Below are 24,255 nucleotides of genomic sequence, written 5' to 3' on the forward strand. Positions count from 1 at the left end.
TCAGAACCAGCGGCCGAGGACCGTCGTCGACTGCTCCTCGTACCCCAGCCGGTCGTAGAAGCCCAGCGCCTGCGCGTTGGTGGTGCGCACCATGAGCTGCACCTTGCGGGCGCCGCCCGCGCGCAGCCACTCCTCGCCCGCGGAGACGGCGGCGCGGCCCAGCCCGCTGCCCTGCAGGCCGGGCGAGACGGCGACGTAGTAGAGCCAGCCGCGGTGACCGTCGTAGCCCGCCATGACCGAGGCGACGACGGCGCCGCCCTCGCTCGCCGGAGCCCGCGCGGCCAGCACCGTCGACGTCGGGCTGAGCCGAGCGTCCGCGATGTCGAGCGCCGGGTCGTTCCACGGGCGGGTCAGGCCGCACTCGTGCCAGAGCGCGACGACGGCGGGGACGTCGTCGTCGGTGATCTCGGCGAAGACGAGGGCTGAGGTGGTGGCATCGAGCGCGGTCACCCCGGCAGGCTACCGGCATGGCGGACTTCCCCCTCGACCAGAGTGGTCCCCCTGGGCTGAGCGCGAGAGCTACGGCACCCTCTGGTCCAGAGTGAACCCGGCCACCGAGCACGTCGCCACCGGCTGCCCGTCCACGAGGAAAGACGTCGCTACGTCGACCGTGTCGCCCAGCGCCGGCGTCTGCTCCCCGCCGACCGAGGAGCTCGCCGTCGTCAGCACCGGCCCGGACCCGGACTGCGTCGCCTCGACGGTGGTGACCTCAGAGGAGCGGCCTGCGATCCCCACCCGCCCGGTCACCGCGCCGCCGCCGGTGCCGGTCACGGTCGTCTCGATCGCGAGGTCGCCCGTCGCCGTCAGCGTCTCGTCCCAGTGCCAGGTAGCGGTGTACGAGCGCGCCGTCCGGACCGGGTGGCTGATCCAGAGGCGTCGCTCGACACCCTGCGTCTCGCGCCCGTCGAGCCCCACAAAGGCCGAGCGGGCGACGGCCGCGGCACCGTCCCCGGCGGCCACGGCCGTGCACACCTGGTGCCCGCTCACGACGTCTTTGCTCCAGCCCGACCAGGAGGTCTGGAGGCCCGCCCCGACGAGGCAGAGCACCAGCGCAGCGGCCGTCAGCGCGAACTCCCACCCGCGGGCCAGCCTCTCGGGCCGTCGCCGTACGACGACCGTCTCGAGCATCGTGTCGGCGAACGTGCGCCGCTTCGGCTCCCACAGCGGCCGCAGGTAGCCGATCATCAGGATCGCGTCGAGCAGGTGCGCGCCGACCCGCGCAAGGTTGCGCAGGAACCCTGCCGGCCGCAGGTCCCGCTCGCGCACGACGGCGATGCCCGCCACGAGCTTTCCGGGCGTCCACCCGGTGTCCGACTGCAGCCCCAGCAGCACGACGAAGCCGCCGACCACCCACAGCGAGTGCCACCACGACGCCGCGTCCGGCGCCGCGTTCGAGCTGAACACGGGCGCGAGGCTCGGGGCGTCCACCCCGTCCCCGAGCGCCAGCCACGTCAGGCCGCCGAGCAGGCCGTCGTCGAGCAGTGTGGCCACCACCCGGCGCCTCCACGAGGCGTAGGCCACCTGGGGCGGCGACGCGACGGGCTCCGAGGCGGCGTCCCACGGCGGCGCGGGCGGCGGCGTAACCGCCGCGATGCTGGTCATGGGCTGGATCTTGGCAGAAAGCACCCTCCCTTTGCCCAGTCCGGGCGGCTCGGGACGCCGTGTCCCCCCGCTCGGGACCGGTCTTGCCGCGTTGTCCCTGTCCGGCGGGACACTCGGCCCGGCAGCCTCAGGTCATCGGCAAGACCACCTCGAAAGGAAGTGCCGAGCGCGAGGTGCTCGGGCTGCTCGCGGCAGGGCGCTCGAACGACGCGATCGCCCGGGAGCTGTTCCTGTCGGGCAAGACGGTCCGCAACGTCGTCTCGTCGAGCCGAGCACCGCGCCGATCGCGGCGATCGTCCCCGCCTGCGCGGCCACGATCCGCTTCCGCGTGCTCGGCGCGGAGCCGACGGCCGCGAGGGTGGCCAGGTCCGGCCGCGACTCGGTCGGCGCGAGGGCCGCGGCGATCCACGCCGCCGCGAGCGCGAGAAGGCCGGCCCCGCCGACGATGAGCAGCGTCGTCAGCCACTGCGGGGAAAGGAATAGTTACTGCGTAAGCAGACGACGTCAAGAGCAAGTTCCGCCAGACTCTCGCGCATGGCCTCCGAGATCACGCGCCTCAACCCCGCCGAGCTTCACCCGACCCCCGGGTACAGCCACGTCACCGTCGTCGAGGCGGGCCGGACGGCCCACCTGGCAGGGCAGTGCCCGCTGGACCCGGCCGGGACGCTGGTCGGTCGCGGCGACCTCGACGCCCAGATCGACCAGGTGGTAGCCAACGCCCTCGCGGCGCTCGGGGCGGTCGGCGCACGCCCCGAGCACGTGGTCCGCTCGGTGATCTACGTGGTGAGCGACGACGTCGAGGTTCTCGGCGCCGCCTGGCACCGCCTGACCAGCTCGGCGATCGGGCCGGCGTTCACCACCGCGAGCACGCTGCTGGGTGTTGCTCGGCTCGGCTTCGGTGGGCAGCTCGTCGAGGTCGACCTCACCGCCGCTCTGCCCGACTGAGGGACGTCGAAACTGAGGGTTTCCCGGAACCGTCGAGGACGCAGCGCCTAGCGGACGCCGAGCCGCTACTGTGCGCGCGTGGCCCGCAGACGCGCCTCCAGCAGCATCGTCGCCTTCGACCTCGTGCCCGACGACGAGCTGGTGGAGGGCGTGCCCGACGACGTCACCGCGGAGACCCCGTCGCACCGCGGGGAGCGCCTGGCCGCCGCGCGGTCCCGCCTCGCCGCCGTGGTCCGCATGATCCCGCACCGCCGGCTCCTCGCCGTTGTCGCGGTGGCGGTGCTGGTCGTCGTCGCCGGGACTGCGAAGGCCGACGACGTGCGCGACCACCGCCAGGCCGCACGCCTCGTGGGCGTGCCGGGCGCCGTCGTCGACCTGGGGCGAGCACCCCGCGAGCGGTGGGCCGTCGACCTGAAGAACCCGATGCCGCTGGCGGTGATGGACGGGCTGCTGGTGGTGGCCGAGAGCACGGGCGGCGCCCGAGGCCTGACGTTGCACGGTGTGAGTCCGGACAACGGCAAGGTGCGGTGGACGAGCCGCCTGCCGAACGCGGATCGGTGTGACGGTGCCGACGCCTCGGGAGGCACTGCGACGGTGGGCACAGCGGACCGCCTCGTGTGCATGACGGTCGTCGGGGGGCAGCCCGGGGTCACCGTGGTCGACGCGGGCGGGCGGGTGCTCGCCGACCGCCTGCTCGAGACGCAGGGCGCCTTGGAGTTCGTGTTCCCCGCGGGGGACGCCACTCTTCTGCACCTGGCCCAGTCCGACTCGGCGATGCAGGCCCCCGCGCTCGTGCCGGTCGAGGCGGACGACGCCGAGGATGACGGCCCGTGGACCCTCCAGGGCCCGTTCACGGCAGGTGGCCTGCACGTCTGGCGTGAGGACGCCGTCAGTGGTGACGTGCTGTGGGACCAGTCGCTGAACGGGGCCACCCTGGCCGCGGGCAGTGAAGTCACGGGCGGGATGTGTGTCGGCCAGGTCGACGGCGGGCCGGTCTTTGCCTCGGGGGGCTCCGTGTCGAGCCAGTTCGCTCACCAGCTCTGGGTGCGGACGTGCGGCATCGACGCGGCTCTCGACCTGGACACCGGCGACGTCCTCAGCACCCGCCCGCCGTTCGGCAGCGGCGACCTCGGGTCGGGTGAGATGCAGATGCTCGTCGGGGGCGGCTACACGGAGTCGCTGCCCACCGGCGCGGGCGCCGACGCGGCCGCGCCCGCCTCGGCGGACGTCGCCGTCGACCCTGCATCGCGCGTCTTCGCCGACGACAGGAGCGTCGTGGGTGACGTACAGGGCACCCTCCTCAGCCCGTTCGCGACCGACGAGGCGTCGCCCGGCCTGCTCGTCACGCAGCGGACCACGGGCCTCACCGGCTACCGCCGGGCCGACGTGTCCGAGCTGTGGACCGTCCCGGGCGCGTTCGGCACCGAGCTCGCGCTCACCGACGACACTGTCGCGGTCCAGCGCGACGAGGAGGTCGTCGCGCTCGACGCCCTGACGGGCAGCACCCGGTGGACACGCCCGGTCCTCCCCACCGGCGATGCTCCGGACGCCCTGCGGGAGTTCGTCGTCGACGCCGCCTTCACCGACGGCACGCGCGTCGTCGTCGTCACCGAGCAGCCCGACGACGTCAGCGCCGGCACGGCCCGGCCGGTCAAGACCTGGACGGCCTACGACCTCGCGAGCGGGGACCGCACGTGGACGACGAGGAGCCGCGACGCGGTGCCGATGGCGATCGCCGGGCACCTGTACCGGTTCGACGCCGACCGGCTGGTCGCCCTGGGATAGGCGGGCGGACACCGACCCTCCTCGACCGCGTCGAGAGGGGTCGCGAGCGAGCGTCGTCCGGGGCGGTCGCCGACGCAGCGCCGGACCCCCGTGCACGCGTTACTGTGCGGGCGTGGCCCGCAGACGTGCCCGCGGCGACATGGTCGCCATCGAGCTCGTGCCCGGCGCCGAGCTCCCGCCCGACGAGGGCGACGCCGGGGGCCCCGATGCGCCCGACGTGCCCCGCTCGCGTCTGCGCGACACGCTCCGCAGGGTGCCGCGCCGCCGGGTGATCGCCGCGGCAGCGGTCGCCGCACTGGCGCTCGGTGCAGGGGTCGGCGTCGTCGCCGTCCGCGACCACCGCGTCGCGGCTCGCCTCGCGACGGCGTCCGGCGGCGTCGTCGCCCTGGACCACGCTCCGCGTGCGCGGTGGCGGGTCGAGCTCGACCACCCGAGACCGGTCGCGGTCATGCGCGGGCTGCTCGTCGTCGCGGCGCAGCCGGCCGACGTCTCCGAGGGCACCGACGGGATCACGCTCGAGGGCGTGAGCCTGACGGACGGCAGGGCGCGCTGGACCACCACCGTCCCCGGCGCCTTGACCTGCGGCGGGGGCTCCGCACTGGCGGAGCCGCACCAGGACCGCGTCGGCACGGCCGACGAGCTGGTCTGCGTGACCGGGACCGCGCTGGACCACGTGGTGGTCGTCGGCTCGGACGGGACGGTCACGAGCACGCGCCCGATCGAGGGGCGGGGAGCGGACGAGACGCTGTTCCCCGCCCCCGACGGGACGCTGCTGCGTGTCGAGCAGGACGGGTCGCCCTCCTCGGTGCCGGGGCTGCGCGACGGCGTCCTCCCGTACACCCTCGACGGCCCACTCGTGACCCGCGGTGCGCAGGTCAGCCTCGAGGACGCCGTCACCGGAGGCACCGTGTGGCAGGCGGTCCTGGAGGGGCGCACGGCTCCCGCGGGCACTGCGCTCTGGGATGCAGGGTTTTGCCTCACGGGGACGGGCGAGGACGCGTCGCTCCACCTCGACCTGGACACCTCGCCGCACGTCGAGCTCGGCGCGCGCACCGTGTGGGTCGCGGCGTGCGGCCTCGACGCCACGCTCGACCTCGCCACGGGGGCGCTGCTCCACGGCAAGAACCCGTTCGCCCCGGGCTACCGGCTCTGGAACCGGGCGGTGCAGCCGCTGGACGGTGTCGGCTACGCCGTCGAGCTCACGGACGACGCAGTGCCCGGCGGCTCCGGTGACGTGACCTCGCGCCTCTTCCGCGACGACGGCACCGTCGTCGGTGACGTGCCCGGCGCCGCCGACAACCCGTGGGCGTCGGACGGAACGCCCGCCACGGTCGTCCTCACGCACCGGGTGGCGGCGTTGTCGGCGTTCGATGCCCAGAGCGCCGCGGAACGCTGGACCACCCGCGTCGTCGCGGGCACGCCCCTGCTGGCGCGCACCGCCTCTACCGTGCTGCTCGTGTCCGGCGACGAGCTGGTGGCCCTCGACGCCCGGACGGGTCGCACCCGGTGGAAGAACCCGTTCTGGGAGTCCGACCCCGACCTGGGCGCCAGCGCCCAGACCGGCCCCGCCGCGATCTTCGACGTGCTGACGGACGGCCGCCGCGCCGTCCTGGTCGAGACGCTTCCCGACGAGACCGGCGCGCCGAGCGCGCCGAACCTGCGGTGGACGGCGTTCGACCTCGCCACGGGGCACGTGGCGTGGACCGCGACGTCGACGGAAGGCTGGCCGGCGGCGATCGCCGGCCACCTGGTGCGGCTCGACCCGGATGCGGTGGTGGGGCTCGGGTAGCGCTGCCGGCGCCAGGGAGCGATACGAGCAGCGGCTCAGCGCCGCCCCAGCGCCGGCTCGGCGAGCGTGAGGCTCGCCGAGCCGGCGTCGAGCTCCGCCTCGACCCCCAGCGGCACGGTCAGCGGGTCGTCACCGTGCCCGAAGCCCAGCTCGCCGATCATCGGCAGCCCGAGCGGCCCGAGCACCGAGGCCACGACGTCTTCGATCTCCGCCACCGGTCCGCACCCGGCCCACGACCCGAGCACCACCCCGGCGGCGCCGTCGAGCCAGCCCGAGCGGCGCAGCTGTGTGAGCAGCGCGTCGACGACGGGGGCAGGTCGATCGACGTCCTCGAGGAGGACCAGCCCTCCGCGCGCGCCGGGCAGGGTGGACGGCGTGCCGAGCGACGTCCCGAGCAGGGCGAGGAAGCCGCCCGTCGTCACGCCGGAGACCGACCCGCTCGGGGCCCCGACCGCATGGGCCGACGGCCGCCGCAGCACCTGCACCGTCTCCGGCTCGAACAGCGTCGCCCGCAGCTGCTCCTGGGCCGTCGCCGTGGCGAGGAACTTCTCGCCCGCGACCATCGGCCCGTACAGCGACGCCAGCCCGATCCGCGAGGCGACCGCCTGGTGCAGCGCCGTCGCGTCCGAGAACCCGACAAACACCTTCGGGTCCGCGCCTCGCAGCGCGGACCAGTCCACGAGGTCGACGAGCCGCTGGGCCCCGTACCCGCCGCGCGTGCAGAAGACGGCGCGCACGTCCGGGTCGAGCCAGGCCTCGGCGAAGTCCGCGGCCCGTTGCGCGTCGGTGCCGGCGAGGTACGGGAGCGCCGGGTCGACGGCGAGCACGTGCGGCATCACGCGTGCCTCGAGCCCCCACGACCGCAGCAGGGTCACCGCGGCGTCGGTGCGGGCCGGGTCCACCGGGCTCGACGGCGAGACGACGGCCACGACGTCGCCCTCGCGCAGGCGGGGCGGCCGCATCCCGGGTGTCAGAGCCACGTCGCTCATCGTGTCGCCACCGCCATCGTCGTCCCCATCCCCTCGAGCATCGCGAGCACGCCCGCGACCGGCACCGTCCAACGCCTGTCGCAGTGTCCATGGCGCCGTCGGCGCGCGACGCGCACGCTACCGGATGGTCTGCCCGACGGCGGGAGCCGCGGCACATGCTCCCCGCCACCACTCCGCCGGGTGCGGTGTCACACCGGAGGGGCCAATCTCGTCCCTGGGAGAGAAGACGAGAGGAGACCGAGGATGAGGATCCTGGTCGCGGGCGCCACCGGCGTGATCGGTCGCCCGTTGCTGCACCTGCTTACCCACGGCGGCCACGAGGTGGTCGCCCTCACGCGCTCGCACCGGCCGGTGCCGGGCGCCACGTCCGTCGTCGCGGACGCGATGGACCGTGCCGGGCTGCTCGCGGCGGTCGACGGCCTGCAGGTCGACGCCGTCGTGCACCAGCTCACAGCGCTGAAGAAGGTGCCGACGCGCGAGAGCCTCATGGCCACCACGAACGCCCTGCGTGACGCAGGGACGGCGAACCTCCTGGGCGTCGCCCGCGCTACCGGCGCGGGCCGGTTCGTGAGCCAGTCCTTCTACGGCGGCTACGGCTACCGCGACCTCGGCACCGTGCCGCTCACCGAGGACGCGCCGTTCGGCGAGACGGCGGGCCCGTTCCCCCGCACGGTCGCCGCGATGCGCGCCGCCGAGGAGCAGATCTTCAGCGCCGACGGGATCGACGGCATCTCGCTGCGCTACGGCGGTCTCTACGGCCCGGGGGCGGTCGACGGGATGCTCGAGGCGCTCCGCCGCCGGCGGCTGCCGATCGCCCGCGGCGGCGTGGCCCCCTGGACCTACGTCGAGGACGCCGCCGCGGCGACCGTCGCCGCGCTGGAGCACGGCCGCGGCGGGCAGGCGTACAACATCTGCGACGACGAGGCCGCGTCCTGGCTCGACGTCGTGGCAGAGACAGCCCGCGTCTTCGAGGCACCGGCGCCGATGGTCGTCCCCGGCTGGGTGGTGCGGCTGGTCGCCCCGTACGCGGGCGCCCTCATGACGCGGACGAGCATGCGCCTGTCGACGGACAAGGCCAAGGACGAGCTCGGCTGGCGCCCGTCCGTGCCGGGCTACCGCGAGGGCCTGGCCCGCACCCGAGAGCTTGCGAGCCGGGGCGCCTGACCGTGCCGAGCCCGGTCGGGCACCGGCGGTCGGCGCGGCTCGGCGTCAGTCGTCGATGACCAGCACGTCGTCGACGCCCGCCCGACGGGCGCCGAAGCCGCGCAACGCCGGGTCGGCGAGCACCGCGTCGACCATCGCCGTCGTCCCCGCGACCGCGATCTCCTCGGTGTAGATCGGGGCGCCGACGAACCACGTCCGGTCCTCGGGCCACACGAACGACGGCGGGCACCCGCGCTCGTGCGCGAGCGCCCCGGCCGACCGCCACGGCCCCGTCCACAGGTGGTAGCGCCGGTGCGGCAGCTTGAGCGGCGGGGTTGCCGGCCGCTGCACGCGCAGAAGTCCCATCGCGTCGCTCGCCGCGCCGTGCTCGACGGTGCCGTGCTCGACGGTGCCGGTCTCCGCGACGCGGAGCCCCGCCATGCCGGGCGCCGTCCGCGGGTCGTCACCCGCGTCGTAGAGGAACCCCCAGCCGTCCCAGAGCGCGCAGTGCACCTCCTGCCCGCCGGTCCGGGTGGCGAGCACCCGCAGCACGTCCATCAGCACGGACAGCGAGGTGGTGCCCGCGAAGCGGGGCCCGGTGTCGGGGACGTCGTCGGTGGGGCGCGGCACCGGCACGACGGCGTAGGCGTCGTAACCGTGCGGGACGGCGTGGCCCACGCTCGGGCCGAAGGGGCCGAGCCGAGACTCGACCCACGAACCCGCGGCGGCGTCGTCGTCCCAGCGGGCGCCGGCCGCACTCAGCCGCGGGTCGTCAGTCACGCCCCGCCAGCTCGTCGAACTGCGCGATGACCTCCCGCAGCAGCGCCGCGAGCTCGGGGCGCTGGTCGGACGGGAGCGCCTCGAGCATCCCCGCCTCGTGTGCGAGCAGGTCGGTCATCGCCGCGTCCACCCGCGCGCGCCCCGCCGGGGTGAGGCGCACGACGACGCCGCGGCGGTCGTCGGGGGAGCGGTGCCGCTCGACGAGCCCGCGGCTCTCGAGCCGGTCGATGCGGTTGGTCATGGTGCCGCTGGTGACGAGGGTGGCGGTGACCAGGGCGCCGGGCGAGAGCTCGTATGGATCACCGGCGCGGCGCAGGGCCGAGAGGACGTCGAACTCCCACGTGTCCAGGTCGTGCGCGAAGAACGCACCGCGGCGGGCGCGGTCCAGGTGCCGGGCCAGCCGGGTGACCCGCGAGAACACCTCGAGCGGCTCGACGGCGAGGTCGGGACGCTCACGCCGCCAGTCGGCCACGATGCGGTCGACCTCGTCGGTGTGGGCGACCCGCGCGTCGGTGCGCTGGGCCGGTTCGGGTGCCTCCATGCGTGGAGACTACCGCCGATCTCTCGACGTCAAGACTCTTGAGCCCGTGCCCTCCACGCGTCGTCTCAGGCCCGCAGCGCATCCCTGAGCCGGACGCGCGCCCCCGTGCGGAGCACCGCGTTCGCGTAGATCCGCCCGGCCAGCCACACCAGCAGCGGCAGCACGATCAGCGCGAGCGCGAGCGCGACCAGCACCTCCCACGTCTCGGCGACGCCGAGCGCGATGCGCATCGGCATGAGGAACGGCGAGAAGAACGGCACGAAGGACAACGCGGTGCCGAGCGAGTTGGTCGGGTCCCACGGCAGCACGCTGATGCCGTAGATGTAGGGCAGCACCATGATCATGGTCACCGGCGTGGTCACCGAGCCGACCTCCTCCTGGCGCGAGACCAGCGCGGCCAGCGAGGCGAGGACGAGTGAGTACGTCACGAACCCGGCCAGGAACCACACGAGCGCCCAGAGCATCGTCGAGCCGACGTGCAGCTGCGACGTGTCGAGCAGCCCGGTCAGCGACGCCGCGACCGCGGCCGCGCCCACGGTCAGCGCGACCTGCAGCAGCCCGATGATGCCGATGCCCAGCACCTTCCCGGCCATGAGCTGCGACGGTCGCACCGTGGCCAGCAGCAGCTCCACGACGCGCGACGTCTTCTCCTCGACCACGCCCTGCGCCACGAGCTGCGAGCTGATCATGAGCGCCATGAACATGAGGATCCCGACCAGATAGCCGGCCACGACCTGCGTCACGTCCCGCTCCGGCTGCGGGTTGAGCGGCGTCACCTCGGCGTGCGCCTGCCCGACGGCCACCGCCACGGTGGCGGGGTCGCCGCCCAGCGCGGTCACCTGGGAGGCCAGCGCCTGCTGCTTCGCCAGGCCGTCGAAGAACGGCTGCAGCGTCGGGTCCAGGGTCGAGTCGACCACGACGGAGAGCGGGCCGCCTTCGCCCGGGACGAGCAGCGCGTCGAGCGTGCCGTCGCGCACCTCCGCCTCCCCGGCGGCCCGGTCGGCCACGGTGGTGACGTCCGCGTCGACGCCGCCCGCTCTCGCGGCCTGCTCGACGGCGGTCGTGGTCGCCGGGTCGGTCGTGCCGATCGCGGTCGCGGACCCGCTGCCCGCCGCCGCGTGGGCGACGAGGATGCCGGCGACGACCGCGACGATGAGCACCACCGTCGTGATCAGGAACGAGCGCTGTCGCAGCCGGATGCGGATCTCGCGCTCGGCGATCAGCCACGCGGCGCGCACGGAGCTCAGGGCGCCGACGGTGCGCGCGGCACTGGGGGCGAGGCCGGCAGGAGCAGTCATCGGGAGACCTCCTCGGACGCGACGACGTGGCGGAACAGGTCGGTGAGCGAGGGCCGCGCCGGCGCGAACTCGTGCACGGGCCCCGCCGCGAGGGCGGCCCGCAGCACCGCCTGCCCGTCCCCGTTCGCGGTCTCGACGACGGTGCGGCCGCCGTCGCTCGTCAGCACGCGCGCGCCCGGGACCTGCTGCACCCAGAGCCCGTCGGGCGGGCCGGTCACCACCCAGCGCGGGCGGTCCGTGGTGCGCAGCTCGTCGATGGAGCCGACGGCGACCATGCGGCCGGTCTTGATGATGCCGACGCGGTCGCACAGCCGCTCGACCAGGTCGAGCTGGTGCGACGAGAAGATGACGGGCACCCCGGCGCGGGCGCGCTCGCGCAGCACGCCGCTCATGACGTCGACGGCCACCGGGTCGAGGCCCGAGAACGGCTCGTCGAGCACGAGCAGGTCCGGGTCGTGGACCAGCGCGGCGGCGAGCTGGACGCGCTGCTGGTTGCCGAGCGAGAGCTTCTGCACCTCGTCGCCCAGGCGCTCCGCGACGCCCAGCGTCTCGGCCCAGCGCTCCGCGGACGCGCGCGCCGCCGGCGCGTCGAGCCCGTGCAGGCGGGCGAGGTACTCGAGCTGGTCACCGCCGCGCATGCGCGGGTACAGGCCGCGCTCCTCGGGCATGTAGCCGATGCGGCGGCGGTCGTCGAGGGTGAGGGGGCGGCCGTTCCAGCGGACCTCGCCTGCGTCGGAGGCGAGCACGCCCAGCACGATGCGCATGGTGGTCGTCTTGCCGGCGCCGTTCGAGCCGACGAACCCGAAGATCTCCCCGGCGTCGACCCCGAAGGTCGCGCCGTCGAGGGCCTTGAGGTCGCCGTAGCGCTTGGTGAGGTTCTCGATCTCGAGCGCGGTCACGGCTCGATCCTGCCCGACCGGCGCGGAGGCGGCCAGGGGTCGGGTGCGTCCGGTCGACGCTCAGCCGCGTGGCGGGCGCGGCTTCGCCAGCTCGGGCTTCTTCTCCATGCCCTTGAGCCCGTTCCACGCGAGGTTGACCAGGTGCGCGGCGACCTGCTGCTTGCCGGGCGAGCGCGCGTCCAGCCAGTACTGCCCGGTGAGCGCGATCATCCCGACGAGCATCTGCGCGTACAGCGGCGCGGTGCGCGGCTCCAGGCCGTTGGCCTTGAACTGGTCCTCGAGCAGGTGCTCCACCTGGGTAGCGACGTCGCCGATGAGCGACGAGAAGGTGCCGGTCGCCTGGGCGACGGGGGAGTCGCGCACGAGGATGCGGAACCCGTCCTCGTGTGCCTCGATGTAGTCGAGCAGGGCCAGGGCCGTGCGCTCGACGAGCACCTTGGGGTGTCCGCCCTCGGCGAGCGACCCGATGAGCGCCCCCGTCAGCGCCTGCACCTCGCGGTCGACGACGACGGCGTAGATGCCCTCCTTGCCCCCGAAGTGCTCGTACACCACGGGCTTGGACACCTCGGCGCGCGCCGCGATCTCCTCGACGCTCGTGCCGTCGAACCCCTTCTCGGCGAACAGGCCGCGGCCGACGACGAGGAGCTGCTCGCGGCGCTGGCTCGCCGTCATGCGGGCGCGCGTGGAGCGCCCGGTCGCGCGGCGGGTCTCGCGGGGGGCGTCGGACATGGACCCATTGTGCCTGGCCGGTGCCAGGTGCAGGGGCGGTCTCTCGTGTCCGCCGCACCGCGACGACCTGGCAGACTGTCGGGGGACGTGGGGCGGTGGTCGGCCACCGCAGACGGCCGTTCCGCCTTGGTGTAATCGGCAGCACAGGGGTTTTTGGTGCCCTTGGTCCAGGTTCGAGTCCTGGGGGCGGAGCACGCGCCCTCGAGCATCCCCAGCAGCCTGAGCAGGTCCGAAGGAAGGTTCCCCGGTGTCGACCGAAACCCCCGCAGCGGTGTCGCCCACCGCCGTCGTCATCCTGGCGGCCGGCCAGGGCACCCGGATGAAGTCCGCGCGGCCCAAGGTGCTGCACACCGTCGGCGGGCGGACCCTGCTGGGTCACGCGATGGTCGCGGGGCGTGAGCTCGCCCCGCAGCACCTCGCCGTCGTCGTGCGGCACGGGCGTGACCTGGTCGCCGCGGAGGCCGGACGCGTGGACGCCGCGGCCGTCGTCGTCGACCAGGACGACGTGCCCGGCACCGGGCGCGCCGCGCAGGTGGGCCTCGAGGCGCTCGACGCCATCGTCGGCTCGGCCGGCGAGGGCGACCGGCTCGTCGGCTCCGTCGTCGTCACCGCGTCCGACGTGCCGCTGCTCGACGGCGCCACGCTCGGCCAGCTCGTCGCCGCCCACCGTGCGGACGGCAACGCGGTGACGGTGCTGACCACCGTCGTCGCCGACGCCACCGGCTACGGCCGCATCGTGCGCGAGGGCGGCACGGGTGACGTGCTCGCCATCGTCGAGCACAAGGACGCCACCGAGGAGCAGCGCGAGATCCGCGAGATCAACGCGTCGATCTTCGTGTTCGACGCCGACGTGCTGCGCCGCGGCCTCGCGTCCGTGACGCGCGACAACGCGCAGGGCGAGATGTACCTCACGGACGTCGTCGCGTTCGCGCGCGCCGAGGGCGGCGTCGTCCGCGCGGTCATCGCCGACGACCCTATGACCGTCGAGGGCACCAACGACCGCCTCGCGCTCAGCGTGCTGGGCGCCGAGCTCAACCGGCGCACCCTCGAGCGGTGGATGCTCGACGGCGTCACGGTCGTCGACCCCGCCTCCACCTGGGTGGACGTCGACGTCGAGCTCGCCGAGGACGTGACCCTGCTGCCGGGCACCCAGCTGCACGGCGCCACCAAGGTCGAGACCGGCGCCACCATCGGCCCGGACACCACGCTCACGGACATGGAGGTCGGAGCCGGCGCGACCGTGACCCGCACGCACGGGTCCCTGTCGGTGATCGGCGCGGGCGCGAGCGTCGGCCCGTTCTCCTACCTGCGCCCCGGCACGGTCCTCGGGGCCAAGGGCAAGATCGGCGCGTACGTCGAGGTCAAGAACGCCGAGATCGGTGCCGGCGCCAAGGTGCCGCACCTGTCCTACGTCGGCGACGCGACTATCGGCGAGGGCTCCAACCTCGGTGCCGGGACGATCGTCGCCAACTACGACGGCGTGGCCAAGCACCGCACGCAGGTCGGCGCGCAGGTCCGCGTCGGCTCCGACAACGTCCTGGTCGCGCCCGTGACCATCGGCGACGGCGCCTACACGGGCGCCGGCTCCGTCATCACCCGCGACGTCCCCGCGGGCGCGCTCGGCGTCACGCGGTCACAGCAGCGCAACCTCGAGGGCTGGGTCGAGCGAAAGCGCCCCGGCACGGCGTCGGGCGACGCCGCGGCCGCTGCGTCAACCGCTGCCGCCGACGGTGCAGCGGTCCTCCCAGAGTCGGAGAATGCCCCCACGAACAGCGACGCGGTCGTCTCGCCGAACGAAGGAAGCACCCACTGATGAACACGTCGATCCACGGCACCGCCGACCGCGAGCTCGTCCTGGCGTCGGGCCGCGCGCATCCCGAGCTCGCCGAGGCGGTCGCCAAGGAGCTGGACATCGCGCTCCTGCCGGTGTCGGCGTACGACTTCGCGAACAGCGAGACGTACGTGCGGTTCGGCGAGTCGATCCGTGGCACGGACATCTTCCTCATCCAGTCGCACACGCAGCCCGTGAACCAGTGGCTCATGGAGCAGCTGCTCATGGTCGACGCCGCCAAGCGCGCCTCGGCCAACCGGATCACCGTCGTCGCGCCGTTCTTCGCCTACGCGCGTCAGGACAAGAAGTCGCGCGGCCGCGAGCCGATCTCGGCCCGCCTCGTCGCCGACCTGCTCAAGACCGCCGGCGCCGACCGCATCATGAGCGTCGATCTGCACACCCCGCAGATCCAGGGCTTCTTCGACGGCCCCGTCGACCACCTGTGGGCGATGCCAGTCCTGACGGACTACGTGCGCACGCGCGTGGACCTCGACAACGTCGCGGTCGTCTCGCCCGACGCCGGCCGCATCCGCGTCGCCGAGCAGTGGGCCGCCAAGCTGGGCGGTGCCCCGCTCGCGTTCGTCCACAAGACGCGCGACGTCACGCAGCCCAACAAGTCGCACGCCAACCGCGTCGTGGGCGAGGTCGAGGGCCGCGAGTGCGTGCTGGTCGACGACCTCATCGACACCGGCGGCACCATCGCCGAGGCCGTCAAGGTCATCCTCGACGCCGGCGCCAAGTCGGTGATCGTCGCGGCCACGCACGGCGTCCTGTCCCCGCCGGCCGCGCAGCGCCTCCACGAGTGCGGCGCCTCCGAGGTGGTCATCACCGACACGCTCCCGATCGAGCCCGCCAAGCGGTTCGCCGAGCTCACCGTGCTGTCGATCGCGCCGCTGCTCGCGCGCGCGATCCGCGAGGTGTTCGACGACGGCTCGGTCACCAGCCTGTTCGACGGGAACAGCTGAGCGCCGGCGCTCTGTCCGCGCCCCACGTTTTCGCCGACCGGCTCACGGCGGGTACAGTAACGAGGTTGCCTCGGCGAGGGACGTCTGGCGGGCCGCGACCATTCCACTGGGTTTGGCCGCGCTGCACCGTAGGACTCCGTGATCGACTGGGCGGTTCGGCACGGTGCTTCGCACCTCGCCGCCGCGCCCTGCGCGCGTCCGTCATGTGTCCCGCGCCGACGCAGCCGCCCACACGAACGACATCTTCCGCTGGTGCCCCCAGCGGCCCACCAGCGATCGTCAGGAGTATCCCCATGGCTGAGATCAAGCTCGTCGCCGAGACCCGCACCGAGTTCGGCAAGGGTGCCGCCCGCCGCATCCGTCGCGAGGACAAGATCCCCGCGGTCCTCTACGGCCACGGCAGCGACCCGATCCACGTCACCCTTCCGGGCCACCAGACCATGCTGTCGCTGCGTCAGGCGAACGCCCTGTTCGCGATCGAGCTCGACGGCAAGGCGCAGCTCGCCGTCGCCAAGGACGTGCAGCGCGACCCGGTCCGCAACGTCATCGAGCACATCGACCTGCTCATCGTGAGGGCCGGCGAGAAGATCGCCGTCGAGATTCCCGTCTCCGTCACCGGCGAGTCGGCCCCCGGCACCATCCACCTGGTCGAGTCGCAGACGCTGCACGTCGAGGCCGAGGCCACGCACCTGCCGCGGTCCATCGAGGTCTCGATCGAGGGCCTCGAGGCCGGCACGGTCATCACCGCCGCCGACGTCGAGCTCCCGGCCAACGTCACGCTGCTGGTCGATGGCGAGCACATCGTCGTCACCGTCAACGAGCCGCAGGCCGAGCCGGTCGAGGCGACCGAGGAGGCCGGCGAGACCGCCGCGGTGGAGGCCCCCGCCGAGGCCGCTGCCGAGTGAGCTGACGCTCCTCGCGCGATCGCCTGATCTGCGCCAAGGCGCCCGGTACCGTGTGGTGCCGGGCGCCTTCGCGCGTCCAGCCCAACCACCGGAGACGGAGACATGACCGACACCCCCTGGCTCGTCGTCGGGCTCGGCAACCCCGGGCCGCAGTACGCCGGCAACCGCCACAACGTGGGGCAGATGGTGCTCGACCTCCTCGCGGAGCGGGCCGGCGCCAAGCTCTCGCGGCACTCGCGGGCGCAGGCCGTCGTCGGCGAGGGCCGGCTCGGCGCACTGCCTGGCGGGCGGCCCGGACCGCGCGTCGTGCTCGCCAAGCCGTCGACGTACATGAACACCTCGGGCGGCCCGGTCGCGAACCTCGCCAAGTACTACGGCATCGACGCCGGGAACGTGCTGGTGGTGCACGACGAGGTGGACATCCCGTTCGACACGATCAAGCTCAAGATCGGCGGCGGCGAGGGCGGGCACAACGGGCTGCGCGACATCACCAAGGCGCTCGGCACCAGGGACTACGTGCGGGTGCGGGTGGGCGTCGGACGGCCGCCGGGCCGCATGGACACCGCCGACCACGTCCTCAAGGACTTCTCGTCCACCGAGAGGAAGGACCTGCCGATCCTGCTCGACGACGCGGCGGACGCGGTCGAGATGGTGCTCACGGCGGGGCTCCTCGCGGCTCAGGGGCGGTACCACGGCGTCGAGCGTTAGCATCCGGCCATGAGCACCGACCCCGACGGGCAGAACCCGTCCGACCAGTCTGAGCAGGGCCAGGCGGCGTCCGGGGAGACGCACGGGCAAGCCCCGTACCCCCAGCAGCAGTCCGGCCAGGAGCCGCACGGTCAGCAGCCTGACGTCCCGCCGCAGTACGGCCAGCAGCCGTACCCCGGGCAGTACGGCCAGCAGCCCGCGCCGTACGGCCAGCAGCCGTACCCCACGCAGTACGGCCAGCCTTCTACACAGCCCTATGCGCAGCAGCCGTACGGCCAGCAGCCAGAGCAGCCGCAGCAGCCGTACGGCCAGCAGCCACAGCAGCCGTACGGCCAGCAGGCACAGCAGCAGCCGTACGGCCAGTACCCCCACCAGTACGCGACCCAGCCCGGCTACGGCTACTCAACCGGTCCGGGCAACGACGGCCTGGCCGTTGCCTCGCTGGTGTGCGGCATCCTCGGTCTGAGCGTCGTGCCGCTGATCGCGTCCGTCGCCGCCGTCATCCTCGGCATCATGAGCCTCGGGCGCATCCGCGAGAGCGGGCAGGAGGGACGTGGGCTCGCGATCACCGGCATCGTGCTCGGCGCGGTCGGCGTGCTCTTCCTGGTCCTGCTGGTCATCGGGCTGATCGCGTTCTTCGGGTTCGCGACAGCCCACCACCCGGAGCTCAACACGGCCATCTGACCTGACCTGCGTTTTCACCCGGGTGGGGAGGGGGTGGAATCGCAGGCTCCAGGGGCCCGCGGCACGGGTGGCGGACCTAGATTCGGTGCGTGCCCGCAGTGATCAGCCGTGCCTCGTTCAGCCCGTCCGCGCCCGCCCGCAGGACGCGGTGGCGAGCGCTCGCGGCAGCCGTCGTCATCGCTCTGCTCGCCGTCATGGTGCCGACCGTCACCGCCTCGGCGGTGGGCGACCCCTGCACCACGGGTGGCAACCCGATCGTGTGCGAGAACTCGAAGCCGGGGGCGGATCCGGCCGAGTGGGACCTGTCGGACGGGGCGGGCGACCCGAGCATCCAGGGCTTCGCCACCGACATCAGCGTGGACGCCGGGCAGCGGATCAACTTCAAGATCGACACCTCGGCGACGTCCTACACGATCGACATCTACCGGACGGGCTGGTACGGCGGCAAGGGCGCCCGCAAGTGGGCGTCGGTCACCCCGGACGTCCGGCTCCCGCAGACGCAGCCTCAGTGCGTCAGCGACCAGGCGACCGAGCTCTACGACTGCGGCAACTGGGCGGTCTCGGCGCACTGGGACGTCCCCTCCGACGCGACGTCGGGGGTCTACATCGCCAAGCTCACGCGCACCGACGAGGGTCCGGACGGCGGCGCGAGCCACATCACGTTCGTCGTGCGCGACGACACCAGCCACTCCGACGTCGTCTTCCAGACCTCCGACACGACGTGGCAGGCGTACAACACGTACGGCGGGTCGGACTTCTACCAGGGCGCCGCCAACGGGCGCGCGTACAAGATCAGCTACAACCGCCCCTTCCTGACGCGCGGCGCCGTGAACGGCCGGGACTTCTACTTCAGCTCCGAATACGCGATGGTGCGGTTCCTCGAGCAGAACGGGTACGACGTCTCCTACCTCGCCGGCGTGGACACCGCGCGCAGCGGGTCGCTGCTGCGCAACCACCGCACCTTCCTGTCCGTCGGGCACGACGAGTACTGGTCGGGCGATCAGCGCGCCAACGTCGAGGCCGCTCGGGACGCCGGCGTGAACCTGGCCTTCTTCAGCGGCAACGAGGTGTACTGGCACACCCGGTGGGAGGGCTCGATCGCGGGGACGCCGACCGACCATCGCACGCTCGTCTCGTACAAGGAGACCTGGTCGAACGCCAAGATCGACCCCTCCGCGGAGTGGACCGGCACCTGGCGCGACCCGCGCTTCGCCTCGACCCAGAACGGTGCGGGCCGGCCGGAGAACGCCCTGTCGGGCACCATGTACATGTCCAACTTCTCGGACCTGCCCCTCACCGTGACGGCAGAGGAGGGCAAGCTCCGCATGTGGCGCAACGCCGCAGGCCTGAGCTCCCTGGCGGCTGGGACGTCGCAGGCGCTGGCGGCGCACACGGTCGGGTACGAGAGCGACGAGGACCTGGACAACGGTGACCGCCCGGCGGGCCTGGTCCGGCTGTCGACGACGGTCGGTGACGTCCCCGAGTACCTCCAGGACTTCGGCAACGTCGTCAAGCCCGGCCGGACGACCCACCACATCACCCTGTACCGCGCGGGTTCAGGGGCGCTCGTGTTCTCCGCCGGCTCCATCCAGTGGGCCTGGGGCCTGGACCAGACGCACGACGGCGACGGCGCCCCGGCCGACGCGCGCATGCGGCAGGCGACGATGAACCTGCTGGCCGACATGGCCGCCCAGCCGGTGACGCCGGCCTCCGGTCTCGTCACGTCGCCGGCGTCGACCGACCACACCGGGCCGACCGCGGTGATCACGTCGCCCAAGCCGAGCGCCGCGCTCGCCAACGGCGCGCGCGTCACGGTGTCGGGCACCGCCACGGACGTCGGGGGCAAGGTCGCAGGCGTCGAGGTCTCGCTCGACGGCGGTGCCTCCTGGCACCCGGCGGACGGCCGGGCGACGTGGACCTACTCCGGGATCCAGCACGGCGTCGGGCCGACGGAGATCCGCGTCCGCGCGACGGACGACAGCGCGAACACCGGCGCAGTGGCAGCCGTCGGGGTGACGGTCGCCTGCCCGTGCTCCGTGTTCGGCGACACGGTGCCCGCGGTCGCGTCGGACTCCGACACGTCGGCCGTCGAGCTGGGCATGCGGTTCGTTCCGCAGACCGACGGCGTCGTCAGCGGCGTGCGCTTCTACAAGGGCTCCGGCAACACCGGCACCCACACGGGCTCGCTGTGGAGCGCCACCGGTCAGCTCCTGGCCCAGGTGAGCTTCACGGGCGAGACGGCGACCGGCTGGCAGACCGCGACGTTCCGGACCCCGGTCCCGGTCGCGGCCGGGCAGTCGTACGTCGTGTCGTACACGGCACCCCGCGGCGGCTACGCGAACCTGGACGCGGCGTTCGCCTCGCGGAACGTCGACGCGGCGCCGCTGACCGTCGAGGGCGGGTTCGGCAAGGCACCGAGCGGCCTCTTCGGGTCCCCCGGGACCTTCCCGCAGGAGAGCTACGGCAACGCGAGCTACTACGTCGACCCCACCTTCGACACGTCCGGCTCCGCGGCGCTGACCGCGTCCGGCCAGGCGCCTGCGCCGGATGCCGCAAGCGTGCCGCTGAGCTCCGTCGTGTCCGCGACGTTCTCGACGAACGTCGACCCGGCCTCGGTCAAGGTCAAGCTCGTCGACTCCGCCGGCGGAACGGTGGCCGGCACCACGAGCTACGACGCCGTCTCCCGCACGGTGACCTTCAAACCGTCGGCCCCGTTGGCCGGCTTCGTCCAGTACACCGTGACACTCTCCGCTACCACCACCGACGGCCGCGCGCTCGGTGCCGGCAGCACGTGGACGTTCCGGTCGGTGCGTCCGCCGTCAAGCGCCTGCCCGTGCGGCATCTTCGACGACACGGTGCTGCCCACGATCCCGACCGAAGCGGACACGTCCCCGGTGACCCTTGGCATGCGCTTCCAGGCGAGCGCCGCCGGGACGGTCCAAGGCGTCCGCTTCTACAAGTCCGTGCAGAGCACCGGCCCGTTCACCGTGGACCTGTGGGGGGCGAACGGCGCGCAGCTCGCCCACGCCACCGTGACCAAGCCGGTCTCGTCCGGCTGGCAGGAGACCACGTTCGCCACGCCGGTGAAGATCACTGCCGGCACGACCTACACGGTGAGCTACCACACCGACTCGGGCCACTACTCGACCACGCCGAACGCCCTCGCCAACCCGTTGACCAAGGGCCTGCTGTCGACGCCGGCGTCCGCGGGCATCTACACCTACGGCAGCGGCGCGCCCAGCACCGCGACCTCGACGAGCTACCTGGTCGACGTCGCCTACGTGCCCGACGCTGCGACGCCCACGCTGTCGGGTCGCACACCGCCCGACGGCGCCACCGCCGTCGACGCGTCGACGTCCGTCGCGGTCACGGCGAGCGAAGCGCTCGCATCCGGCGCCACCCTGACCCTCGCCGACGCGCTCGGCGCGCCCGTACAGGGCACGACGAGGATGAGCACGGACAGCAAGACCGTCACGTTGACGCCGGCCGCCCCGCTGACGCACGGGGCGCGCTTCACGGCGTCCTTTGCAGGGAAGACCGCGTCGAGCGGGTTCGCGCTCGCCTCGACCTGGTCGTTCACCGTGCTGGCCGACGCGGGCGCGCCAGGCGACGGGTGTCCCTGCACCCTGTTCGGGTCGGCGGTACCGGCTGTCGAGGCCGACACCGACGGCGCCGCCGTGGAGCTCGGCACCGCGTTCACGCCGAGCCAGGACGGGTACATCAGCGGCATCCGCTTCTACAAGGGTGCCGGGAACACCGGCACGCACACCGGCTCGCTCTGGTCGGCAACCGGGACGCGGCTCGCCACGGCGACCTTTACCGGTGAGACGGCGACAGGCTGGCAGACCGTCGCGTTCGCATCGCCAGTCGCCGTCACGGCCGGCACGACCTACGTGGCGTCCTACTTCGCGCCCAACGGGCACTACGCGGCGACCAGCGGGTTCTTCACCCAGCCGTACACCAGCGGGTCGCTGACCGCGCCGGTCGACGCCGGGCGCTACCTCTACGGTGGCGGGTTCCCGAAGTTCACGTGGAACTCGACCAGCTACAGCGTCGACGTCCTGTACTCGCACGCGGCCCTCGGCATCGAGTCGCGGACGCCGGCGGCCGGAGCCACGGACGTGCCCGTCGCCGCCACCGTGTCCGCCACCCTGGCGTACGCGCCCGCCGGCCCCGACCCTGCACTCACGCTGACTGCAGGTGGGAGCTCCATCGCAGGCACGTCGTCGTACGACTCCGCGAGCCGCACCGTGAGGTTCACCCCTGCGGCGCCGCTACCCGCCGGTGCGACGGTGACGGCGACGGTCACGTTCAACGGCACCGTCGTGGGGACGTGGAGCTTCACCACCGCGGCGCCTCCCGTGACTCCGCCAGCCGGGGCGGTCGGCCTGTGGGCGGCGACGGACGTCCCCGCGGTCGCGTCGTGGAACGACCCGGGCCCGATCCAGGTCGGGACGCGGCTGCAGGTGACCGTGGACGGCGCCATCCAGGGCATCCGCTTCTACAAGGGCGCCGGGAACACGGGCACTCACACCGGCTACGTGTGGAAGCCCGACGGCACGCAGCTGGCGACCGGCACCTTCAAGAGCGAGACGGCCACCGGCTGGCAGACGCTGGTCTTCGCCACGCCGGTGACGGTCACGGCCGGCACGCAGTTCGTGGTCGCGTACTACGCGCCGGCGGGCCATTACGCGGCGACGATCGGCGCGCTCGCCAACCCCCGGGTCAACGGGCCGGTGCAGTCGCCCGCGAACGGCGGCGCGTACGCCTACGGCAGCACCGGGTTCCCCGGGACGACGTCGCAGCACAGCTACGCGGTGGACGTGCTGTTCGTCGCCAAGAGCTGAGCCCGCCGCCGGGCGTCAGTGCAGGACTGCCGGCGACCACGCGTCGGGGATAAGCACCGAGGGTGCCCCCGAACCGTCAGCGGGCAGCTCCCAGACGTCGCTGACGCCTGGCTCGTCCGCGCGCGGCATGCCATAGAGGATCGTCCCGTCGTCGAGCCACTCGATCTGGTCGTCGATCCCGCGCGTCTCGGCGTCGAGCACGGTCACCCGCCCGCTCGCGATGTCGTAGACCGCAGGGGACCAGTGGATGCCCGGGCCGTCGACCGTGTCGCGCTTGAACGCGATGCGCGTGCCGTCGGGCGAGACCGAGGGGCACTCGACCTGGTCGGCGACGGTGGTGAGCGTGCGGGCGGTGACGTTGCCCGCGACCAGCCAGGTGTGGCCGAGCTCCCGCGACTGGGCCGTGGCGTAGAAGTGGGTGTCGTCGACGAACGTGACGCCCCAGAGGTTGCGGTCCGCAGGCTTTCGCGGAGTGCCGTCCACCAGGAGCAACCAGTCCTCGAGGTTGCCGAGGTCGGTCGGCTCGCCGGAGGGGAGCGCGTCCAGCGAGTGGATCGTCGTCTCGGTCGACACGTCGTGGGTGCCGTAGGCATGACCGGTCACGAACGCCGTGACCCCGACGCGCGTGCCGTCGTCGGACAGGCGGGTGCGGCTCGGGATGCCCGCGAGCGGCCAGCTCGCGATCGTCCGCCAGTGGTCGTCGAGGATCTCGGCGGTGAACGTCGTCGTCGCGCGGACGGTGCGCAGGCAGGAGGCACGCCCCGGCACGGCGTCCACCCGGTCGCACGCGACGGGCGTGACGTCGCGCGGCCCCGCCGGGTCGTCGAGGGCGACGACGGCGACACGGCCGTAGAGGTCGCCGGGTGCGGTGCTTTGGAACACGATGCGGGCCGCACCGTCGAACCCACCACGAGGGGCTGTCGCGACGCCGGCCGTGTCGGTGGCGGGGTCGGCCTCACGGGAGCGGAGCAGGGCGCCGGCGGAAACGGCCGCGCCCAGCGCCACGACGCAGGCGCCCGCCACCACGCGCGCGCGGCGGCGTGGGGTCACGAACCAGCCCCGGCGGCAAGCACCCCGGACTGCGTGAGCCGGCACGCGTCGTCCGCGGTCACCGCCGCGACGGTCACGTGGCCGTCGTCGCGGGTGAACGTGAGATCGGCCCGGGCAGGGGTCTCCCGGGTGTCGGCACCCTCGGTGAAGTTGCCCGCGGTAAACCACGCGCGCAGGTCGGCCAGGAGGCCGCTGCACGGGCCGGGGACGGTCGCATCGAGCGCGAGCTGCGAGCGGCCGCTGTTGGTCGTCACCGCGCTGGAGAGGACGCTCGCTCCCTCGGGCACGTAGAGGACGCCGGTCGGGAAGCCTGCGGCGAGGCCGCTCGCGGCGCTCGCGTCCGCCGGCGGCGTCGGGAGCCGTCCGGCGGCGGGCGGGTCGGACGGCAGCAGGTCGGCGAGACTCGACGGGCTCGGCGTGGCCTCGGGGACGAGCTCGCTGCCGTCGCCTCGGGACTGACCGCCGCTGCGGCCCGTCACGGTGGGGACCGGCGACGGGGCGGACTCGCCGGGTGTGGGGGTGTCCGATCCCGTGGGCCCCGGTCGTGGGGCGGCGCCGACCGACGTGTCGGTGCCCTGCCCCTGGTCACCCGAGCTACGGGCTCCGGCGGTGCAGCCGGCGACGACCAGGAGCAGGACCAGGGCGATGGTGACGGCTCTGGTGCGCACGGGAAGGACCTCTAGATCGACGGGAGCGGGTCCGGGAACGGGCCCTCGGTCAGGCTAGGCCGCTGCCCTGCGGGGGCCTCGGCCGCAGGGGACAGTT

21 protein-coding genes and 1 tRNA gene are annotated in these 24,255 nt (G+C 73.5%); 12 read left to right on the forward strand and 10 right to left on the reverse strand.

What is annotated here, in order from left to right; genetic code table 11:
• Entirely contained in the window at positions 1 to 450 is a 450-nt protein-coding gene (locus tag ACO4JP_RS04365) for a GNAT family acetyltransferase (protein ID WP_425956164.1), read from the reverse strand.
• 69 nt (positions 451 to 519) lie between these two features.
• Entirely contained in the window at positions 520 to 1,602 is a 1,083-nt protein-coding gene (locus tag ACO4JP_RS04370) for an RDD family protein (RefSeq protein ID WP_425956165.1), read from the reverse strand.
• Positions 1,603 to 1,775: 173 nt separating this feature from the next.
• Here ACO4JP_RS04370 and ACO4JP_RS04375 point away from each other — a divergent pair, with 173 nt between their 5' ends.
• From ACO4JP_RS04375 to ACO4JP_RS04390, 4 genes are all read left to right on the forward strand, one after another.
• Positions 1,776 to 2,051, forward strand: coding sequence for a LuxR C-terminal-related transcriptional regulator (locus ACO4JP_RS04375; protein ID WP_425956166.1), 276 nt, complete (start codon positions 1,776 to 1,778; stop codon positions 2,049 to 2,051).
• Positions 2,052 to 2,136: 85 nt separating this feature from the next.
• Positions 2,137 to 2,547, forward strand: coding sequence for a RidA family protein (locus ACO4JP_RS04380; protein ID WP_425956167.1), 411 nt, complete (start codon positions 2,137 to 2,139; stop codon positions 2,545 to 2,547).
• Positions 2,548 to 2,625: 78 nt separating this feature from the next.
• The gene (locus ACO4JP_RS04385) at positions 2,626 to 4,332 is read left to right on the forward strand and encodes a PQQ-binding-like beta-propeller repeat protein (protein WP_425956168.1); all 1,707 of its coding nucleotides are present in this window, start codon (positions 2,626 to 2,628) and stop codon (positions 4,330 to 4,332) included.
• Between the two features lie 112 nt (positions 4,333 to 4,444).
• Positions 4,445 to 6,121 (forward strand): PQQ-binding-like beta-propeller repeat protein, encoded by a 1,677-nt coding sequence (locus tag ACO4JP_RS04390; protein ID WP_425956169.1) that lies wholly within the window; start codon positions 4,445 to 4,447, stop codon positions 6,119 to 6,121.
• 35 nt (positions 6,122 to 6,156) lie between these two features.
• Here the strand turns inward: ACO4JP_RS04390 and ACO4JP_RS04395 are convergent, their stop codons facing one another.
• Complete coding sequence (locus tag ACO4JP_RS04395) at positions 6,157 to 7,101, reverse strand: S66 peptidase family protein (RefSeq protein WP_425956170.1); 945 nt, start codon at positions 7,099 to 7,101, stop codon at positions 6,157 to 6,159.
• A gap of 252 nt (positions 7,102 to 7,353) precedes the next feature.
• Between ACO4JP_RS04395 and ACO4JP_RS04400 the strand changes: the two genes are divergently transcribed.
• The gene (locus ACO4JP_RS04400) at positions 7,354 to 8,274 is read left to right on the forward strand and encodes an NAD-dependent epimerase/dehydratase family protein (protein WP_425956171.1); all 921 of its coding nucleotides are present in this window, start codon (positions 7,354 to 7,356) and stop codon (positions 8,272 to 8,274) included.
• A 45-nt stretch (positions 8,275 to 8,319) separates the two neighbouring features.
• Here the strand turns inward: ACO4JP_RS04400 and ACO4JP_RS04405 are convergent, their stop codons facing one another.
• The 5 genes from ACO4JP_RS04405 to ACO4JP_RS04425 all read right to left on the reverse strand — a co-directional run bounded on the left by ACO4JP_RS04405 (position 8,320) and on the right by ACO4JP_RS04425 (position 12,443).
• On the reverse strand, positions 8,320 to 9,033 hold the full coding sequence (locus ACO4JP_RS04405; RefSeq protein WP_425956172.1) for a hypothetical protein: 714 nt from the start codon (positions 9,031 to 9,033) through the stop codon (positions 8,320 to 8,322).
• Entirely contained in the window at positions 9,026 to 9,574 is a 549-nt protein-coding gene (locus ACO4JP_RS04410; RefSeq protein ID WP_425956173.1) for a MarR family winged helix-turn-helix transcriptional regulator, read from the reverse strand. Before ACO4JP_RS04410 ends, ACO4JP_RS04405 begins: the two co-directional genes overlap by 8 nt.
• A gap of 65 nt (positions 9,575 to 9,639) precedes the next feature.
• The gene (locus ACO4JP_RS04415; protein ID WP_425956174.1) at positions 9,640 to 10,872 is read right to left on the reverse strand and encodes an ABC transporter permease; all 1,233 of its coding nucleotides are present in this window, start codon (positions 10,870 to 10,872) and stop codon (positions 9,640 to 9,642) included.
• Entirely contained in the window at positions 10,869 to 11,771 is a 903-nt protein-coding gene (locus ACO4JP_RS04420) for an ABC transporter ATP-binding protein (RefSeq protein WP_425956175.1), read from the reverse strand. The genes ACO4JP_RS04415 and ACO4JP_RS04420 overlap by 4 nt, the downstream gene beginning before the upstream one ends.
• A gap of 60 nt (positions 11,772 to 11,831) precedes the next feature.
• Positions 11,832 to 12,443 carry a TetR/AcrR family transcriptional regulator gene (locus ACO4JP_RS04425; protein WP_425957052.1) on the reverse strand — a complete coding sequence of 204 codons (612 nt, stop codon included), beginning with the start codon at positions 12,441 to 12,443 and terminating at the stop codon, positions 11,832 to 11,834.
• A 177-nt stretch (positions 12,444 to 12,620) separates the two neighbouring features.
• Here ACO4JP_RS04425 and ACO4JP_RS04430 point away from each other — a divergent pair.
• The 7 genes from ACO4JP_RS04430 to ACO4JP_RS04460 all read left to right on the forward strand — a co-directional run bounded on the left by ACO4JP_RS04430 (position 12,621) and on the right by ACO4JP_RS04460 (position 22,440).
• A tRNA-Gln gene (locus ACO4JP_RS04430) sits at positions 12,621 to 12,692 on the forward strand.
• 55 nt (positions 12,693 to 12,747) lie between these two features.
• Positions 12,748 to 14,313 carry a bifunctional UDP-N-acetylglucosamine diphosphorylase/glucosamine-1-phosphate N-acetyltransferase GlmU gene (gene glmU, locus ACO4JP_RS04435; RefSeq protein ID WP_425956176.1) on the forward strand — a complete coding sequence of 522 codons (1,566 nt, stop codon included), beginning with the start codon at positions 12,748 to 12,750 and terminating at the stop codon, positions 14,311 to 14,313.
• Positions 14,313 to 15,296: a ribose-phosphate diphosphokinase gene (locus ACO4JP_RS04440; protein ID WP_425956177.1), complete on the forward strand. Its 984-nt coding sequence runs from the start codon at positions 14,313 to 14,315 to the stop codon at positions 15,294 to 15,296. The genes glmU and ACO4JP_RS04440 overlap by 1 nt, the downstream gene beginning before the upstream one ends.
• Positions 15,297 to 15,589: 293 nt before the next feature.
• Entirely contained in the window at positions 15,590 to 16,201 is a 612-nt protein-coding gene (locus ACO4JP_RS04445) for a 50S ribosomal protein L25/general stress protein Ctc (protein WP_425956178.1), read from the forward strand.
• A gap of 102 nt (positions 16,202 to 16,303) precedes the next feature.
• Positions 16,304 to 16,909 (forward strand): aminoacyl-tRNA hydrolase, encoded by a 606-nt coding sequence (pth, locus tag ACO4JP_RS04450; RefSeq protein ID WP_425956179.1) that lies wholly within the window; start codon positions 16,304 to 16,306, stop codon positions 16,907 to 16,909.
• A 9-nt stretch (positions 16,910 to 16,918) separates the two neighbouring features.
• Positions 16,919 to 17,593, forward strand: coding sequence for a DUF4190 domain-containing protein (locus ACO4JP_RS04455; protein ID WP_425956180.1), 675 nt, complete (start codon positions 16,919 to 16,921; stop codon positions 17,591 to 17,593).
• Positions 17,594 to 17,682: 89 nt separating this feature from the next.
• The gene (locus ACO4JP_RS04460) at positions 17,683 to 22,440 is read left to right on the forward strand and encodes a DUF4082 domain-containing protein (protein ID WP_425956181.1); all 4,758 of its coding nucleotides are present in this window, start codon (positions 17,683 to 17,685) and stop codon (positions 22,438 to 22,440) included.
• A gap of 15 nt (positions 22,441 to 22,455) precedes the next feature.
• Here the strand turns inward: ACO4JP_RS04460 and ACO4JP_RS04465 are convergent, their stop codons facing one another.
• Positions 22,456 to 23,490, reverse strand: a complete 1,035-nt coding sequence (locus ACO4JP_RS04465) for a TolB family protein (protein ID WP_425956182.1) — start codon at positions 23,488 to 23,490, stop codon at positions 22,456 to 22,458.
• Positions 23,487 to 24,158 (reverse strand): hypothetical protein, encoded by a 672-nt coding sequence (locus ACO4JP_RS04470; protein WP_425956183.1) that lies wholly within the window; start codon positions 24,156 to 24,158, stop codon positions 23,487 to 23,489. Before ACO4JP_RS04470 ends, ACO4JP_RS04465 begins: the two co-directional genes overlap by 4 nt.
• Positions 24,159 to 24,255: the final 97 nt, after the last annotated feature.

Source organism: Xylanimonas sp. McL0601 (assembly GCF_049852175.1).
Lineage (GTDB): Bacteria > Actinomycetota > Actinomycetes > Actinomycetales > Cellulomonadaceae > Xylanimonas.